Source organism: Halomonas eurihalina (assembly GCF_008274785.1).
In the GTDB taxonomy this organism is placed as follows: Bacteria; Pseudomonadota; Gammaproteobacteria; order Pseudomonadales; family Halomonadaceae; genus Halomonas; species Halomonas eurihalina.
Window position 1 is genome coordinate 63,458 of sequence record NZ_VTPU01000005.1, and the last position, 15,608, is coordinate 79,065.

A 15,608-nucleotide genomic window follows, 5' to 3' on the forward strand; every position below is an offset into this window, starting at 1 on the left:
GGGGCCATTACCACCAGACATCCATCTGCACGCCGACGGTCAGGCCATCGTTGTCATCGATGTCAATCGCGCCACCGGCATCGCCGGCCGAGATTGCAGCGCTGCCTCCATCTTCCTGAAGGGGATCGCCATCCCAGTTGGCATAGGTAGCAAAGAGCCGAATGACCGGTCGCGCATAACCGCCGACCCCCGCCGCCCATTGCTGGGCCAATGTGAACTTGGTGAGGCTCCGGCTACCGATCCCGTCATCGACCTCGGGGTCGATGTAGTCATGACCGAGCTCCAGGGCGGTACTCATATTCTCCGTCCAGTAGTAGGTAGGGCGAATACCGGCGGAAATCCAAGTACGTCCCGAGTCATCATCAAAGCTCTGATCTTCATAGACGGCGGCATACATCAGGTCCAGCTTGTCCGGCGAGAGCCACACATTGCCATGGTTGATGACGCGCCACATATCGCCACCCGGCGCATCTCGATGCGTCGTGCTTCCCGCCATGCGTCCCTTGGTATCACCGGCATTGATGATGCCGTCAGTGGCGTATTGAAGTGCCAGCTTATTGGTTCCGCCAAACCAGTTCTTCTGGGTATGTTGAACGGTGAACATATGCCCTTTGTCGGCTTGGCTTCCGTCGTAATAATCTTCCTGTTCTTCAGTCAGCTGAGCGCGGCCATAGTCGTAACCTAGGACCAGTGACCCATCGGGATTGGTCGGGATATCCGACCAACGGATATCCAGGGTATCGTTGGAGATACGGTTGTTCGCATCGGGATACGCCGTTTCGGCCTCGTTCGTGGCACGTAGCCATGCCAGGCTCAACTTGCCGGTACCGACATCGATATTTTCAATACCAGCACCGGGACCGGACACATCCCAGTAGAAGAAGTCATTGATATGGATGTCATGGCGCCGATAGAACCGCTTGCCAGCCCATAGCGTGGCGCCTGGCAAGGCTTCAATGATGTTGTCGGCCTGAACGTTCATCTGACGCACCGACACCTTGGTCTCGTCGCTTTCACTTCCTTCATAGTCATTCAACTGGTCAGTTGAATAACCGACCATGCTCTGGAAGTAGAATTTCTTGTCTTCTTTCTCGTAAAGCGTGGCTCCCAGCCCTAATTCAGCGTAGGTATCACACTCGTTCCCGAGACGATACTTGGCCGAGGCCCCATTGGCCTTGAAGCAGGCCTGATCGCCACCACCAACCGTGTTTCCGACACCTGACCGAGCATAGCCGGTGAAGTCCACATGGGATGCCAGGCCTTCCGCCATCGTCAGTGTCGAAACGGTACATCCCGCACCGAACAATAAAGCGCGCATGAAATAGCGGCTAGCGTGATGATAACTACCCATCACTTCCTCCTGAAAAAATCGTCATTTGTACTTGTTTGAAGAATTAGTAATTTTTCTAAACTAAGTATTCGAGTTATTGTTCGCTTATAGACGAGCTCCTTCTATCGCATGGTGAATGGATTCGAGCATCATCACGGCTCGCACCCATATTCAGGGGTCAGGCAATAGCCCTGGCGTTCGCGACGGCATCGTCAGGCAGTCGCAGCCCCTGCTGATCAAAGGGATGCAGCAACTCGTGGCGAGGCGTCAGCTCGAGGATGTCGCCACTGCGTATATCGACATCGCCAGGCAAGCGCACCGTCAAGGCGCCGACCTCTTCGCTATCGACATAGGCAAAGGCGTCGGAACCAAGCTTCTCGACCACTCGGACACGGCCCCGCCACTCACCGCGATCATGGCCGACCTCGATATGCTCCGGACGAATGCCCAGCGTCTCTGCTCCATAAGCCTCGGCAACGGCACCCGTGATCAGGTTCATCTTCGGCGAGCCGATGAAGCCGGCCACGAATAAGGTCTCGGGACGCTGGTAGAGTTCCATTGGTGCCCCGACCTGCTCGACTTTCCCCGCATTGAGAACGACGATGCGGTCGGCCAGGGTCATGGCTTCGATCTGATCATGGGTGACATACACCATGGTGGTATCGAGGCGTTGATGCAGCTCGGCAAGCTCGACGCGCATACGGTTACGCAGCGCCGCATCAAGGTTGGAGAGCGGTTCATCGAACAGGAACACGCCGGGATTGCGTACGATGGCACGGCCAATGGCCACACGCTGCCGCTGTCCACCCGACAGCTCTGCTGGCTTGCGTTCGAGCAGGTCTTCCAGGTTGAGAAGCTTGGCCGCTTCGTCGACTTTTGCCTGGCGTTCCTGAGCGGGGATCTTGGCCAGGCGCATGCCGAAATCAATATTGCGGGCCACCGTCATGTGTGGATATAGCGCATAGGACTGGAAGACCATGGCGATGTCACGATCACTGGGTTCGGCAGTGGTCACGTCATGCCCACCGATGCTGATCGCACCACGCGTCACGGTTTCCAGCCCGGCGATCATGCGCAACAAGGTCGACTTGCCACAGCCGGATGGCCCCACCAGCACGGTGAAAGAGCCATCCTCGATCTCCAGGTCGAGGTTGGAAATTACCGTGGTCTTGCCACGAAAGGTCTTTTCGATTTCGACCAGTGTTACTTCAGCCATGGGAACGTCTCGTCTTTGCGTCTATTTGTGATTATCCGGTGCGTGCCATTCAGCGGTTTTCACGGCAATAGCGAAATCCAGAGAAATCCGCCGGAATACCGCGACCGCTGGTATCATGGGCCGCCATGCCCAGGAAGTTGCCGGTAAAATAGCCATGGGCACGGCCGCTTCCCTCGTCGGAGAGCAGGCTGGCATCGAGCACCGGGCCGACCGGCTGCCAGGCGGCGTCGCCCTGAGCGTAGCGGAACTGCAGCTCACCCTCGCGAATGTCGAGACCCAGGCGCACCGGCAAAGCAGGGTCGAGCACCACACCACCGGTATCGGCGATCTCCAGGTTGCCGCTCGGCCATGCATCACGGCAGTTCATCACGCTGAGCACCTTGTCGCCGTCATCCCCCCGGGTCACTGCCAGGTAATGGAACTTGAAACGGTTGTAGTAGGCGATCAGGCCAGCGAACTGTTGCAGGTCCTCCGGCTCGAACTCCAGCGTGGTTTCGGCGCTGCAGTGAATGCTGTCCTGGCGGCGCGCCACCAGGGCCTGCTCGAACCAGGAGCCCACCGACTCGCGCCCGAACAAGCGCAGGTAACCGGGACGTTCGCTCAACGAAAACAGCCGCTCGGGCTGAGGCGTGCGCAACCACTGGAAGGCCTGGGGCAGGGCGCCGGACGTAAAGTCATGGACCTCCTCGGCGGCCGGTGCCAGCTGCTCGCCCCCGGGCATCGACACCTCCAGAGCCGGTGTATTGCCGCCGTGAGCCAGGCGCAGCCAGCCATCGGCGCCCCACTCGGCCTTCTGGAGTGCCGTCTCGCGCCCCCGCGGCGAACGACGCGTGCCGGGCAGTGGCCGTCCACACAGGTGCACCATCCAGGTCTCGCCGCTTGGCGTGTCGACCAGATCCGCGTGGCCGGCCCGCTGCAGCGAATTGTCCGGGTCCTGGCGCGAGCTCAGCACCGGGTTGTCGGGGTGCACTTCATAGGGGCCGGCAATCTCCCTCGCGCGAGCCATGGTCACGGCATGCTCGTAGCCGGTGCCGCCCTCGGCCACCAGCAGGTGGTACCAGCCATCGCGGCGATAGAGGTGCGGCCCCTCGGTGAGTTTCATCTCGGTGCCGGCGAAGATATTGCGGATGGGACCAACGAGTCGTTGCTGCTCGACGTCATACTCCTGGAGCAGGATGCCGCCGAAGCGGTCGCCCCCCTCACGCTGGCGATAATCCCACTGCAGGTTGAGCAGCCACTTGCGGCCGTCCTCGTCGTGGAACAGCGAGGGGTCGAAGCCGCTGGAATTCAGATAGACCGGATCGCTCCAGGGCCCTTCGATGGAGGGTGCGGTGACCAGATAGTTGTGGCCATCCTTGAAGTTGCCCTCGTAGCGTTTCATGTCGGTGTAGATCAGCCAGAACAGGCCATCGGCGTAGCTCAGGCACGGCGCCCAGATTCCGCAGGAGTCGGGGTTGCCACGCATGTCGAGCTGGCTGGCCCGTGCGAGTGGCCGACTGGCCAATTCCCAGTTGGCCAGGTCACGCGAGTGATGAATCTGTACACCCGGATACCACTCGAAGGTGGAAGTAGCGATGTAGTAATCCCCGCCAACCCGACAGATGGAGGGATCCGGGTTGAAGCCGGGCAGAATCGGATTGCGAACCTTGTCTTTCATTCTTGGTATCCCTTATCCCTTGACGGAACCACCGGTGAGGCCAGCGACGATGTATTTCTGAGCCGCGAGGAAAAAGATCACGGCCGGCATGATCGTCAGGCTCACGAAGGCCAGAATCATGTTCCACTGGGTCAGGTACTCGCCCTGGAACTGCATCATGCCGAGCGACCAGGTATAGAGAGAACGATCATTGAGTACTACCAGCGGCAGCAGAAAGTTGTTCCAGCTCTGAACGAAGACAAACACTCCCACGGTGGCCAGAATCGGCGTCGACAATGGCAGGGTGAATGACCAGAAAAAACGCAGGTAGCTGCAACCATCCACGTAGGCCGCCTCGAACAGTTCACGGGGTAGCTGATCGAAGAACGCCTTGAACAGCAGGATCGCCAACGACAACCCGAAAGCTGTCTGCGGCAGGATGACTGCCCAGTAGCTGTCGAGCAGTCCCAGGTCACGCACCTTGATGAACAATGGCAGGATCGCCGCCGCGAAGGGAAACATCAGCCCCAGCAGCAGGTAGGAAAGGATCATTTTCGAGCCGAGGAAGCGAATCTGCGCAAACACATAGGCGGCCGCCGCCCCCACGACCAGCGTCAGCAGCACCGTCATCGAGGAAATGAAGAAAGAGTTGCCCAGATAGCGCCAGAAACTTCCATCAAGCAAGATGCTGAAGTAATGCTCCGGATTCCAGCTATCCGGCAACCAGAGTGGATTGGTTCGCAGCTCGGCGTTGGCCTTGAAACCACCGAAGAAGGAAGCCAGCAATGGGCCGATAACAAGGCCGGCCACCAGGATCAGCAGAATTACGCGCAGGGTATTGCGCGTCGTCGTCGCCCGATTCATGCCTTCCCCTCCTTGTTGCCGGTAGTACGCTGATAGAAGAAGGCGATACCGATGGCCAGCACGAACAACACCACGGCGGCGGCGCTACCGAAGCCGATATTCAGCCGCGACAAACCGAAGGTATAGAGATAGGTCACGATAGTGTGGGTTGTATTCGAAGGCCCGCCGTTGGTCAGCGGAATGATGATGTCGAAGATCTGCAGCGAACCGATGATGGCGAAGAAGCCGCTCACCACCAGGGCGTGCTTGATCATCGGAATCTGCACGTGGCGAGCTATCTGGCGCGGCTTGGCCCCTTCCAGCTTGGCCGCCTCGATCAGATCCTCGGGGACGCTCTGTAGCGCGGCGATGTAGATCATCATGTGAAAGCCGAAATACTTCCAGACGATGACCGTCATGATCGCCGGAAAGGCCCATTGCCGGTCGGCCAGCACATAGATGGATTCCTGATCCAGCGACTGGAGAATCGACGCGGTAATGCCATAGTCGCCGTCGAAGACGAAGCTCCAGATCAGGCCGGCCGCCACTTCGGCCAGGATATAGGGCAGAAAGAACACCAGCCGGAACAAGGTATTGGTCGGTGTCTTGCGGTATACCAGCAGCGCCAGGCCCAGGGCGAGCGGCATCTGGATGACCAGAGAGACGATTATCAGCTTGGCGGTATTCCACAACGCCGTATGGAACACGGAATGATCGAGCAGCCGCTGGTAGTTCTGGGTACCGACGAAGTCGGAAGGCGATCCATAGCCGTTCCACGAGAAGCCGCTGTAAAAGGCCGCATCGATCAGCGGCAAAATGACGAACAAAGAGAAGAGAATCAATGCCGGTGGCAGCAGGATAAGCACGGCCGATAGCTTGCCGCTGACCACATTCTTCTTGATGCGATCCGCCGTGCCCCGTTTACGCACGGCGGGGGGATTTATCGTTGTCATGCTGAACATCCATCCCGAAGCGGGGGTAGCGAAGGAGGATAGCGTGCCGGTGACTTGTCACCGGTCACGCGAACAGGCTCCGATTACCGGAATTGCCAGGCCTCGGCGACCCGATCGACCGCCTCCTCCGGCGTGATCACTCCCTGGGCCAGATCGGTACTGATATTGTTGACGGTCGCGCCAACGGAGGTCCCCAGCGCCTGGTCGAGAAATACCTGGTGAAACGTCGAGTCTGCGAGAATTTCAGCCACCTTGCGGGCATAAGGTGTTGCGAGCGCTTCTTCGGAACCTTTGGCCACCGGCACGAAAATGCCGCGCTTCGCCGCCTTGCGCTGATTTTCCTCATTGAGCAGAAAACGCAGGAAGTCGACCGCTTCGTCAGAGGCTCCCTCGGTAACGGCAAAGCCATTCATGCCACCGAAGCTATGGTCATTACCGGCGCCTCCCTCGACATCCGGAAAACGGATGAACTCCAGATCCTCATCCGGCACGCCCTCGCCGCTCATCGAGCGTTCCTTCGAGGGGATATAGTCCCAGTCCCCCATCAGGTGCAGGGCCGCTTCCCCGTCTCCGAACATGGCACTGGCGCGCTCGTAGGTAGTCGACATGAAGCCCGATTGGAAGGGTTCGAGTTCTGCGAACTCCTGGAGCATTTCGCCGGCACGGACGAAACTCTCATTGGTAAAGCCACCATCGTCACCGGCCTTGGCCGCCTCGATGCCGTCACCACCCACCAGACGGGTCGCCAGGTAACCCCAGTAGAAATGCATCGGCCAACCGTCCTTGGCACCGACCACCGCTGGCGTGATGCCCTGCTCACGCAGTGCCACCACGGCCGACTCGAGGTCCTGCCAGGTCTCGATCTCATCAATGTCGACACCCGCCTGCTCGGTCAGGGCCGTGTTGGCCCAGAAACCCACCACCGTGGCGTAGAGAGGCGCGCCGTAAATCCGCCCATTCAGGGTAAAGGTGCTTACCGCCGATTCCGGATAGAGCTCCTTCCAGCCGTCCTTCATGGGTTCGGTCAGATCACGCACGAAGCCGGCTTCCACCTTGTCACGCAGCCCCTCGCCGCCCCAGCTATAGAAGATATCGGGGCGCTGTTCGGACTGTAATAACGTCGGCAGGCGCGTCTTGTAGGCCTCGTTGGCGATGTAGTCGAACTCGACGTTGACCTCCGGGTGCTGTGCTTCGTACTCGGCCACGACCTCGTCGTAGTACTGCTTCTCGGCATCACTCACCTCGACCCGCAGTACCTTGACCGTGGTATCGGCGGCGGCCGCGATGGAGCCCAGTGCCGAAACAGCGGCGATCGCCGCCACCAGACAACGGCGACGGGAATGTCCTCCTGTGAACTGACGCAATGCATTCATGACGTTCTCCTTTGTTGTGTTATCGGAGTCTTGGTACATGGGAGATCAGCCCCAGCCTCCATCGACGGCGAGCTCCTGGCCGGAAATCGCTTGGCTATCGGTACTGGCCAGAAACAGCACGGCCGGTGCGACATGATGGGCTTCCAGCCGGAATTTCAAGGATTGGCGCTCCTGGATCGAGGCCTCTTCTTCGGGACCGATCCACTTCTCCAGTTGCCGTTCGGTGATGATTGAGCCGGGTACCAGGGTATTGACGCGAATATTGTGAGGGCCCAGATCGCGAGCCAGGCTGCGAGTCAGGCCGTGTACCGCCGCCTTGGCGGTCATGTAGCAGGAGAGATCCCCCAGCGCCATGCGCACGCTGATCGAGCCGAAATTGATGACCGAGCCGCCACCCGCCTCGATCATCTGATGGGCCGCCGCTTGAGCAGCGAAAAACATCGGCCGCAAGTTGAGCGACATTCGCTCGTCCCAGTAATCGACATCGATGTCGTCCCAGGAATGCCGGTCATCGTTGGCGGCATTGTTCACCAATGTCCGGATCGCTCCCAGCGTCTGGCCCACTTCGGCGATGACCGCCTGCAAGGCCGCAACGTCGCGGATATCACAGTGGTAATAGTGCGGCGCCCTCCCGGTTTCCGCCTTCAACTCCTCGACCAGCGCCTGGCTGGCGGCATCATCGATATCGACAAAGGCAACCACAGCACCTTGGCCATGAAAGGCTCGGGTCAGTCCCGCACCAATGCCACTGCCGCCACCGGTGATGAACACCACTCGCTGCTCCAGGCTGGGGTAACGCCCCGCGTCCTCACTCATCTTCGCTCCACTTAGTTTTATCTATTTACTAACTAGGCAGAATGGTCACCTGCCACTCGAGACTCAATGAGACTTTGGTAGACGTGCAGCAAGACCCGGTCAAACCCGATACAATCGATAGCCGACACATCATTCGGCAACGGCGTTGCTGTATCGACTGACGGGGACATTCGTTCACCTTGATTACCAAGGCCATTCGTCGAGTTCGAGCTTGAAGCCCCATGGCACTGGCCACAGAGGAACCAGGGCGACTCACGCAACGCCGGCAAACCATGGAAAGCGCCCATGCCCACCAGTTTTCAGCCTCACCGGTCAGGCGATCTCCACTTCCTCAAACGGCTCAATCGCAGCGCCATTCTGGAGCTGGTTCGCCGCTCTCCCGGCCTGACGCGCGCCGACATCGCGAGCCAGGCCCAATTGACGAAGGCGACGGTGGGTAGCGGCGTGCAGTCACTGCTCAAGCAGGGGTGGCTACGTGAAGGGGAACTGCAGAAGAGCAGCGGGGGACGCCCCGGCCGCGCCCTGCATCTCGATGAGCAACGCTTTGCGATTCTCGGCGCCGAAGTCGGCGTACACGGCCTGCGCCTGGTGGCCTGCACGCTCTCGGGACGGATACTGGCCAGTCACCACGAGCGGTTGTCGCCTTCGTCGCCCGAGGTGACGGCTGAGTTGCTCGCCGGCCTGCTGAAAACACTGCAGCAATCTCCGGCACTCGCTGGCTACCACCTCCTCGGGCTCGGCGTCGCCCTGCCCGGCCCCGTCGCGCCCAACGCCCCCTTGCTACGCGTGGCACCGAACCTGGGATGGAAAGACATCCGCTTTCTCGATCTGCTGCGCTCTCACCTACCTCAGCTGGAAGGCGCCTGGTTGATGGACAATGAGGCCAAGTCGGCGGCCTTCGGGGAGTTCTATTTCCGGACTGGCCAGGTACCCGATTCCCTGATTTACGTCAGCGCCGGCACCGGCATCGGCAGCGGCATGATCGAGGGCAACCAGCCGCTGCTCTCCCGAGGCTTCCAGGGGCTGGCCGGAGAAATCGGTCATACCGTCCTGCAGCCCGGCGGCCTCTACTGTCACTGCGGCAATCGCGGCTGCGCAGAGACGCTGGTCAGCGGCTGGTCGATCCGTGCCGCCCTGGGTGTCGCCGAGGACGAGGACCTTCTCGAGGCCCTGCGGCCACGGCTGCACGAAGAAGCCGTCCAGCTCACGCTGCGGCGTGCAGGCGAGGCACTGGGAACCCTGTTGCTCAACCTCCACCATACCCAGAACCCTTCCGAGCTTGTGCTGGGAGGATCGCTGGTCCAGTTGGGCGCATCCTTCCTCGATCCGGCCCTGTCATATTTCAAGGCCCACCAGAACCGGCTCCTGGGCTCCTCCCAGCAAGTCCCCCTCCGCGTCATCGACGACTCCACCTTCATCGCCGCCCGCGGTGCTGCCGCCCAGGTGCTCGCCCACGTCATCCATGGTCCCAGCGATCTCATCTGAGGAACTGCCATCCACGAAAGTCTCACTCGTCGAGCCAGTAAACGGCTTGAACTTTCCCGCCCCGCCATTCAACATCGTAAAGAGAATAAACTAACAAGCATCCTATCATGGCCAGCGAGGTAACTCCGTGAGCGTCTCTTCCTATCTCCCCGATGATGACCACCAGGCCCTGCTCGTCGGCCGGGCCTGGCGTGACGACGCACGAGGCCCCGTCCTGGTGGTCGTCCGCCACGGCCAGGTCTTCGATATCTCCGAGCGCTGTACCTGCATGGCCGACCTGCTCGATCGCGACGATGCGGCGGCGTTCGTGTCCGGGGTTGAGGGAGAGTTCCTCGGCTCGGCCGAGGAGTTGTTCGACAACTCCCGGCACGCATCGCCACACACGCCCTACCTGCTCGCCCCTTGCGACGTCCAGGCTATCAAGGCCTGTGGCGTGACCTTCGCCGTCAGCCTGCTGGAGCGAGTGATCGAAGAACAGGCCAGCGGCGATCCCGTCCGGGCCAGCGAGCTGCGTAGCGAGTTGCAGGCGCTGATCGGCGGCGATCTCTCCCGGATCGTGCCCGGCTCGGAGGAGGCCATGGCACTCAAGACGGAGTTACAAGCCCGCGGCGCCTGGTCGCAGTACATGGAGGTGGGCATCGGTCACGACGCCGAGGTATTTACCAAGTCCCAGCCCTTTTCAGCGGTCGGCTTCGGCCACCGGGTCGGCCTGCACCCGGCATCCCGGTGGAACAATCCCGAACCGGAGATCGTGCTGGCGGTCGACGCCCGGGGCACCGCGAAGGGCGCCACCCTCGGCAACGACGTCAACTTGCGTGACATCGAGGGACGCAGCGCCCTGCTGCTGGGCAAGGCCAAGGACAACAATGCCTCCTGCGCCATCGGCCCGTTCATTCGCCTGTTCGATGACGCCTTTACGCTCGATACCGTGCGACAGGCCCGTGTCTCGCTGCACATCGAGGGCCAGGATGATGATTTCGAACTCCACGACAGCAGCGACATGCGCCAGATCAGTCGCGACCCGCTGGAACTGGTCCAGCAGACCATCGGTGCTCACCACCAGTATCCGGACGGCTTCATGCTGTTCCTCGGCACCATGTTTTCGCCGATTCAGGACCGCGACGGCGCAGGCCAGGGGTTCACTCACCACATCGGGGACAGCGTCACCATCGCCACGCCCTCGCTGGGCGCCCTGGTCAACGACGTCGATCGCTCGGACCGGCTACCGCCCTGGACCTTTGGTATCCGCCAATGGCAGGCCTATATGGCAAAATAGTGCCAATGCATGGGCGAGAAGCAAACAAAGCCACCCGGCAAGCGCCGAAGGTCAGTCTCGCATCCAATACGTTGCAGCGAGGAACTCATGCTTGGCGAGACCTCGCTCGATGAGGGCCGCACGGGCGGGCTGTGCTTCTGTTTTTTCCGCTGCGAAGAAGACATGACGCTCGCGCAGGGGAAGCTCGAGAGCAGCAAGTGCTTCGAGAGGGCTCTCCCCATTCGACCGTAGCGCCCAGCGCAACGTCACCCCCTCGGGATTCGCCAGACACTGAATATCACCCTCATCGGGCACGACAATGACAGCCTCGCCTTGCATTGTCTGCGGGGCAGAAGCCAGCATCCTGGCAATGACAGGCAAGGCCGTTTCATCACCCACGAGCGCCTGCCACTCGGCTGTCTTTTGCCTGCTGTTCGGCTCCGGCGGTACCCTGGTCGACAGCGAGATTCTACTGGCCGAGGCCATGGGCTTCCCACCCGAGCGCTGCGTGGTCATCGCGCGGCTGGCCAGCACCGTGACCAACGCCGAGGAAGCCTGATCCATCCACAGTCCGGCGCAGGGCCATGAGGCTGTGGATGAAACGGCGAAGAGCATGACGGGCGGGATTAAGCGTGCCCGCTGGACCACGGAGTGGAGCAGGCCTGGTGCCTCGCGCCAGGTCTTTACCTTTTCCCCTAGGCTGCGAAGGGGCCGAACGCGAAATCAACCGGAACCGGGCTATCGATAACGTGAACGGGACCCTCGAGTTGTCCGTCATCCGGCTTGATACGAAACACCACGATAGTGTCCGAGTTCTGATTGCCTACATAAAGGAACGTGCCCAAAGGCTCGACATCCATTCCTCGCGGAATCCGACCTTGGGTCTGGACCCACCCTGCGGAGGTCAACTTCCCGGATTCGGGATCAACCTCAAACATGGCGATGCTATCCATCCCACGATTGGTCGCATAGATCCAACGTCCATTCGGGTGAATCCTGAGGGCCGCTGCCGTATTCGTTCCCGTCGTCACTTGGCCAGGATGACCAGGATGGAATGCAGAACGGGTGAAGGTGGTATCTTGCGGTAAAGTCGATATCGACTGGAGCCAGAGGAAGGCCCCCCGCCATGGGTCGACGTCGAATACATCGATAGTGGAAGAAAGCTCGTTGATTACGTATGCCCGATGATCATCGGGATGGAATACCAAGTGTCGACATCCACTCCCGGATGGCACTTTGGCCTGGGAAATAGCCCCTGGCACTAACTTGCCAGTAGCTGACTCGAGCTCCCACGCAAGAATCGCATCACCGCCTAGATCCACACCGAAAACATGCTGAGCACCGGGGTTGGGCAGCATCATATGTGCGTGTGGACCTTCCTGACGAACAGTGTCGGGGCCGCTTCCATTGCCTGACGCCTGAAACTGATCGCTCATGGGCCCAATTGCACCATCATCACCAAGCGGGAATACAGTAAAGGTACCCGTGCCGTAATTGGCCGCAAATAGATGGTCCCCTGAGGGGTGAACAGCACAATGGCAGGGCCAGGTACCTTGGGTCGAACGTGTATTGATCAGCGACAACTGTCCACTTCGCTCATCAATTTTATACGCACTGACACGCCCTAGCGGCGCGCCTTCTTCATCCTCGCCAAGTTCGTTGACACAGTAGACATAGCGTTTCGATGGCGCCATTGCCAGGTAAGACGGATTATCGGCCTCTATCGCCTGGACACGGCTCAGGTTGCCAGTTTCAAGACTCATCTTGTAAACATAGATGCCTTCGGCCTGGCTCGGTCTGATGCCGCCGGGCGCCGTGTTGGGTGACGAGTAAGTCCCGACATACAGATACCGCTCATTGGCGGGTGACTCCATCGAGCCCGAGCGTTGTTGTCGTTCTTTTTTTACTTTCATCTCGATGACTCCATTGAGTCGCGACCAGGCGCTAGCTTGGCTAGCCGCAGGTTTTATGAGGAAAGCCGTTTCGCCACGCCATGATCAACGCGACAGAGATAAGCGACGAATCGCGGCCTCTACGCCACGCAGCTCCGCCAACCCCTTGAGACGCCCGTAGAGCGGATAACCCGGTGCCGTGTCGCGCTGCTGGTCATCGAGGATGTGGTGGCCATGATCGGGGCGCAGCGGCAGGCGCGAACCGCCATCCCGCTCGCGTCGCCGCTCTTCGTCGACCAGTGCCTGGACGACTCCGACCATGTCCAGGTCCCCGCCCAGGTGATGCGCTTCGTGGAAGGTCCTGGGCTCCGCCGCGTCGCGTTGCGTGGCGCGCAGATGGGCAAAATGGATCGCCGGCCCGAAGCGACGGGCCATTTCCACCAGATCGAGATCGGCGCGAACGCCATAGGAGCCGGTGCACAGGGTCAGGCCGTTGGCCGGGCTCGGCACGCGCTCGAGCAGCCACTGGATGTCCGCCGGGCCGGACACCACCCGCGGCAAGCCGAGCAGCGGCCGCGGCGGATCGTCGGGATGAATGGCCATGCGCACGCCCGCCTCTTCGGCGACCGGAACGATCGCCTCGAGAAAGTGGCCGAGGTGCTCGCGGAGGGCGTCGGCATCGATCGCGGCGTAGCCGGCGATCACCTCGCGGAAACGTGCCAGGGTGTAGTGTTCCTCGGCGCCGGGCAGCCCAGCGATGACGGTCTTCACCAACCGCTCGCAGGCGGCCTCATCGAGGCCGTCGAGATAGGCCCGGGCCTCGGCCCGTTCGGTGTCGCTGTATTCATCCTCGGCACCCGGGCGCGCCAGCAGATAGAGGTCGAAAGCAGCGAAGGCAAGCTGATCGAAGCGCAGCGCCAGTCCGCCATCCGGCAGGCGCCAGGCTAGGTCGGTGCGCGTCCAGTCGAGCACCGGCATGAAGTTGTAGCAGACCACGTCGATGCCACAGGCCGCCAGATTGCGCAGCGTTTGCTGGTAGGCGGCGATATACCGCTCGCGCTCCGGCAGGCCCTTCTTGATCGCCTCGTGCACCGGCACGCTCTCCACCACCGACCAGGTGAGGCCGGCCGCTTCGATCATCCGCTGGCGTTCAGCGATGGCCTCGACCGGCCAGGTCTCGCCATTGGGGATCTCGTGCAGAGCGGTGACGATGCCGGTCGCCCCGGTCTGGCGAATCTCGTCGAGCGTGATGGGGTCGGCGGGGCCGAACCAGCGCCAGGTGTGTTCCATGCAAGGTCCTCTCGGTCAGGCCCGCGCGAGGGCGGCCAGCGCCCCGGCGAGCCCCTGTTGCGTCAGGGTGGTGTAGGCGGCCATGACAGCCTCGGCGAAACGCGGCTCGGCCGCCAACTGAGGCGGGAAGACATCCTCCACGGTCAGGAAGGCCGGCACCAGAGCCGCAACATCGTCGCCATGACGCGCATGCAGGTCCGCCAGTCGTTCTGCCAGGGGATCGTCCACGGCGTGAGAGCGGCCGGCAAGATCGGTGCCGGCCGTGTAACGGATCCAGGCGGCCACGCCGAGGGCGGTACAGGATATGTCGCCGCCGACCGCCAGCCGCGCCGGGGCGCCATGCAGCCAGCGCTGGGGCAGCTTCTGGGAGCCGTCCATGGCGATCTGCTGCAGGCGATGGCGCAGACTGTCGTTGGCGAAACGCCTGAGCAGTTGCTCGGCATAGGCGGTAAGGTCGGTGCCTTCGGGCATGGCCAGGGTCGGGGCGGCCTCGTCGAGCATGTAGCGGCGCAGCAAGGCCACCAGGTCGTCTCGGCCCACCGCCTCGGCTACCGTCTCGATGCCGTCCAGGGCGCCCAGGTAGGCGAGCAGCGAGTGGCTGCCGTTGAGCATGCGCAGCTTCATGGTCTCGAAGGGTGCCACGTCGGCGACCATCTCCACACCGTCCGCCTCCCAGGCCGGCCGTCCCTGGGGAAAATCGTCCTCGACCACCCACTGGCTGAAGGCCTCGCCGACTACGGCGTTGGAGTCCTCGATGCCCAGTTCGGCCAGGCGAGCGAAGTCTTCCTCGGTCATGGCTGGCACGATGCGATCGACCATGCTGCACGGAAAGGCCACCTCGCGCTCGATCCAGGCCGCCAGTTCGGCGTCGCGACGCGCGGCCAGCTGGATCACGGCGTCGCGGGTGCGCTTGCCGTTGTCGGGCATGTTATCGCAACTCAGCACCGTGAAAGGCGGCAAGGTGGCATCACGGCGCCGATACAGGGCCTCGACCAGCAGGCCCGGCGCAGTGCACGGCGACTCGGGGCTGGCGATGTCGGCGGCGATCATCGGGTCGTCGACGAGCAGCTCGCCGCTGGCCGGACTCAGGAAATAGCCCTTCTCGGTCACCGTCAGGGTGACCAGGCGCGTCTCGGGCGAGGCCAGCCGCGCGAGCAGGGCCTCGCGGTCGCGCCCCCAGTGCCCGTCACCGTCACGACCGGCGCTCTTGTCCCGCCCCGTGAAGTGCGTCTCCTCGATCACGCCGATTTCGCGGATGGTGACGCGCTCGCTGTCGGCGTACTCGGCCACGTGATAGCGATGGCCCGCCTCGCGCAGGGCATCCACCAGCGCCACGTTGGCCCGCAGGTTGGCGCTGCTCACGCCCCAGGCATCGTCACCGCTGCGCTGGCGATAGCGCTCCAGGTAGACCGCCTGGTGGGCGCGGTGAAAGGCGCCCAGCCCCAGGTGGACGATGCCGATCCGGCCGCTGCCGACACTCGCCGGCAGCCGTGTGACGTCTTGCATCAGGATCTCCTTG

At 61.7% G+C, this 15,608-nt stretch carries 14 protein-coding genes; 3 read left to right on the top strand and 11 right to left on the bottom strand.

Features of this window, described 5'->3' with window-relative positions; all coding sequences use genetic code 11:
* Positions 1-7: 7 nt before the first annotated feature.
* The 7 genes from lamB to FZZ93_RS06635 form a co-directional block, all read right to left on the bottom strand.
* Positions 8-1,351 carry a maltoporin gene (gene lamB, locus FZZ93_RS06605; protein ID WP_149321537.1) on the bottom strand — a complete coding sequence of 448 codons (1,344 nt, stop codon included), beginning with the start codon at positions 1,349-1,351 and terminating at the stop codon, positions 8-10.
* 157 nt (positions 1,352-1,508) lie between these two features.
* Positions 1,509-2,546 (bottom strand): ABC transporter ATP-binding protein, encoded by a 1,038-nt coding sequence (locus FZZ93_RS06610; protein WP_149321538.1) that lies wholly within the window; start codon positions 2,544-2,546, stop codon positions 1,509-1,511.
* Positions 2,547-2,595: 49 nt separating this feature from the next.
* Entirely contained in the window at positions 2,596-4,203 is a 1,608-nt protein-coding gene (locus FZZ93_RS06615) for a glycoside hydrolase family 43 protein (RefSeq protein ID WP_149321539.1), read from the bottom strand.
* Positions 4,204-4,215: 12 nt separating this feature from the next.
* Positions 4,216-5,046: a carbohydrate ABC transporter permease gene (locus tag FZZ93_RS06620; protein WP_069384679.1), complete on the bottom strand. Its 831-nt coding sequence runs from the start codon at positions 5,044-5,046 to the stop codon at positions 4,216-4,218.
* Positions 5,043-5,978 (bottom strand): carbohydrate ABC transporter permease, encoded by a 936-nt coding sequence (locus FZZ93_RS06625; RefSeq protein WP_149321540.1) that lies wholly within the window; start codon positions 5,976-5,978, stop codon positions 5,043-5,045. The genes FZZ93_RS06620 and FZZ93_RS06625 overlap by 4 nt, the downstream gene beginning before the upstream one ends.
* 83 nt (positions 5,979-6,061) lie before the next feature.
* Positions 6,062-7,351 carry an ABC transporter substrate-binding protein gene (locus FZZ93_RS06630; protein ID WP_149321541.1) on the bottom strand — a complete coding sequence of 430 codons (1,290 nt, stop codon included), beginning with the start codon at positions 7,349-7,351 and terminating at the stop codon, positions 6,062-6,064.
* A 45-nt stretch (positions 7,352-7,396) separates the two neighbouring features.
* On the bottom strand, positions 7,397-8,167 hold the full coding sequence (locus FZZ93_RS06635; protein WP_149321542.1) for an SDR family NAD(P)-dependent oxidoreductase: 771 nt from the start codon (positions 8,165-8,167) through the stop codon (positions 7,397-7,399).
* 285 nt (positions 8,168-8,452) lie between these two features.
* On the opposite strand from FZZ93_RS06635, the gene FZZ93_RS06640 reads away from it, so the two are divergent.
* The gene (locus FZZ93_RS06640; RefSeq protein WP_149321543.1) at positions 8,453-9,652 is read left to right on the top strand and encodes an ROK family transcriptional regulator; all 1,200 of its coding nucleotides are present in this window, start codon (positions 8,453-8,455) and stop codon (positions 9,650-9,652) included.
* Positions 9,653-9,779: 127 nt separating this feature from the next.
* The gene (locus FZZ93_RS06645; RefSeq protein WP_149321544.1) at positions 9,780-10,928 is read left to right on the top strand and encodes a fumarylacetoacetate hydrolase family protein; all 1,149 of its coding nucleotides are present in this window, start codon (positions 9,780-9,782) and stop codon (positions 10,926-10,928) included.
* 51 nt (positions 10,929-10,979) lie between these two features.
* Here FZZ93_RS06645 and FZZ93_RS06650 read toward each other — a convergent pair whose 3' ends face one another.
* Positions 10,980-11,288 (bottom strand): siderophore-interacting protein, encoded by a 309-nt coding sequence (locus FZZ93_RS06650; protein WP_246146132.1) that lies wholly within the window; start codon positions 11,286-11,288, stop codon positions 10,980-10,982.
* Between FZZ93_RS06650 and FZZ93_RS18305 the strand changes: the two genes are divergently transcribed.
* Positions 11,278-11,466: a hypothetical protein gene (locus FZZ93_RS18305; protein WP_187774484.1), complete on the top strand. Its 189-nt coding sequence runs from the start codon at positions 11,278-11,280 to the stop codon at positions 11,464-11,466. The genes FZZ93_RS06650 and FZZ93_RS18305 overlap by 11 nt on opposite strands.
* Positions 11,467-11,602: 136 nt before the next feature.
* Here the strand turns inward: FZZ93_RS18305 and FZZ93_RS06655 are convergent, their stop codons facing one another.
* From FZZ93_RS06655 to FZZ93_RS06665, 3 genes are all read right to left on the bottom strand, one after another.
* On the bottom strand, positions 11,603-12,820 hold the full coding sequence (locus FZZ93_RS06655) for a lactonase family protein (RefSeq protein ID WP_149321545.1): 1,218 nt from the start codon (positions 12,818-12,820) through the stop codon (positions 11,603-11,605).
* A gap of 84 nt (positions 12,821-12,904) precedes the next feature.
* Positions 12,905-14,089: a mannonate dehydratase gene (gene uxuA / locus FZZ93_RS06660; RefSeq protein WP_149321546.1), complete on the bottom strand. Its 1,185-nt coding sequence runs from the start codon at positions 14,087-14,089 to the stop codon at positions 12,905-12,907.
* Between the two features lie 15 nt (positions 14,090-14,104).
* On the bottom strand, positions 14,105-15,595 hold the full coding sequence (locus FZZ93_RS06665; protein ID WP_149321547.1) for a mannitol dehydrogenase family protein: 1,491 nt from the start codon (positions 15,593-15,595) through the stop codon (positions 14,105-14,107).
* Between the last annotated feature and the right edge of the window lie 13 nt (positions 15,596-15,608).

Bases quoted from the DNA above. Each gene is read 5' to 3' on its own strand.
- lamB (WP_149321537.1), bottom strand. From the start codon at position 1,351: ATGGGTAGTTATCATCACGCTAGCCGCTATTTCATGCGCGCTTTATTG.
- FZZ93_RS06610 (WP_149321538.1), bottom strand. From the start codon at position 2,546: ATGGCTGAAGTAACACTGGTCGAAATCGAAAAGACCTTTCGTGGCAAG.
- FZZ93_RS06615 (WP_149321539.1), bottom strand. From the start codon at position 4,203: ATGAAAGACAAGGTTCGCAATCCGATTCTGCCCGGCTTCAACCCGGAT.
- FZZ93_RS06620 (WP_069384679.1), bottom strand. From the start codon at position 5,046: ATGAATCGGGCGACGACGACGCGCAATACCCTGCGCGTAATTCTGCTG.
- FZZ93_RS06625 (WP_149321540.1), bottom strand. From the start codon at position 5,978: ATGACAACGATAAATCCCCCCGCCGTGCGTAAACGGGGCACGGCGGAT.
- FZZ93_RS06630 (WP_149321541.1), bottom strand. From the start codon at position 7,351: ATGAATGCATTGCGTCAGTTCACAGGAGGACATTCCCGTCGCCGTTGT.
- FZZ93_RS06635 (WP_149321542.1), bottom strand. From the start codon at position 8,167: ATGAGTGAGGACGCGGGGCGTTACCCCAGCCTGGAGCAGCGAGTGGTG.
- FZZ93_RS06640 (WP_149321543.1), top strand. From the start codon at position 8,453: ATGCCCACCAGTTTTCAGCCTCACCGGTCAGGCGATCTCCACTTCCTC.
- FZZ93_RS18305 (WP_187774484.1), top strand. From the start codon at position 11,278: ATGACAGGCAAGGCCGTTTCATCACCCACGAGCGCCTGCCACTCGGCT.
- FZZ93_RS06655 (WP_149321545.1), bottom strand. From the start codon at position 12,820: ATGAAAGTAAAAAAAGAACGACAACAACGCTCGGGCTCGATGGAGTCA.
- uxuA (WP_149321546.1), bottom strand. From the start codon at position 14,089: ATGGAACACACCTGGCGCTGGTTCGGCCCCGCCGACCCCATCACGCTC.
- FZZ93_RS06665 (WP_149321547.1), bottom strand. From the start codon at position 15,595: ATGCAAGACGTCACACGGCTGCCGGCGAGTGTCGGCAGCGGCCGGATC.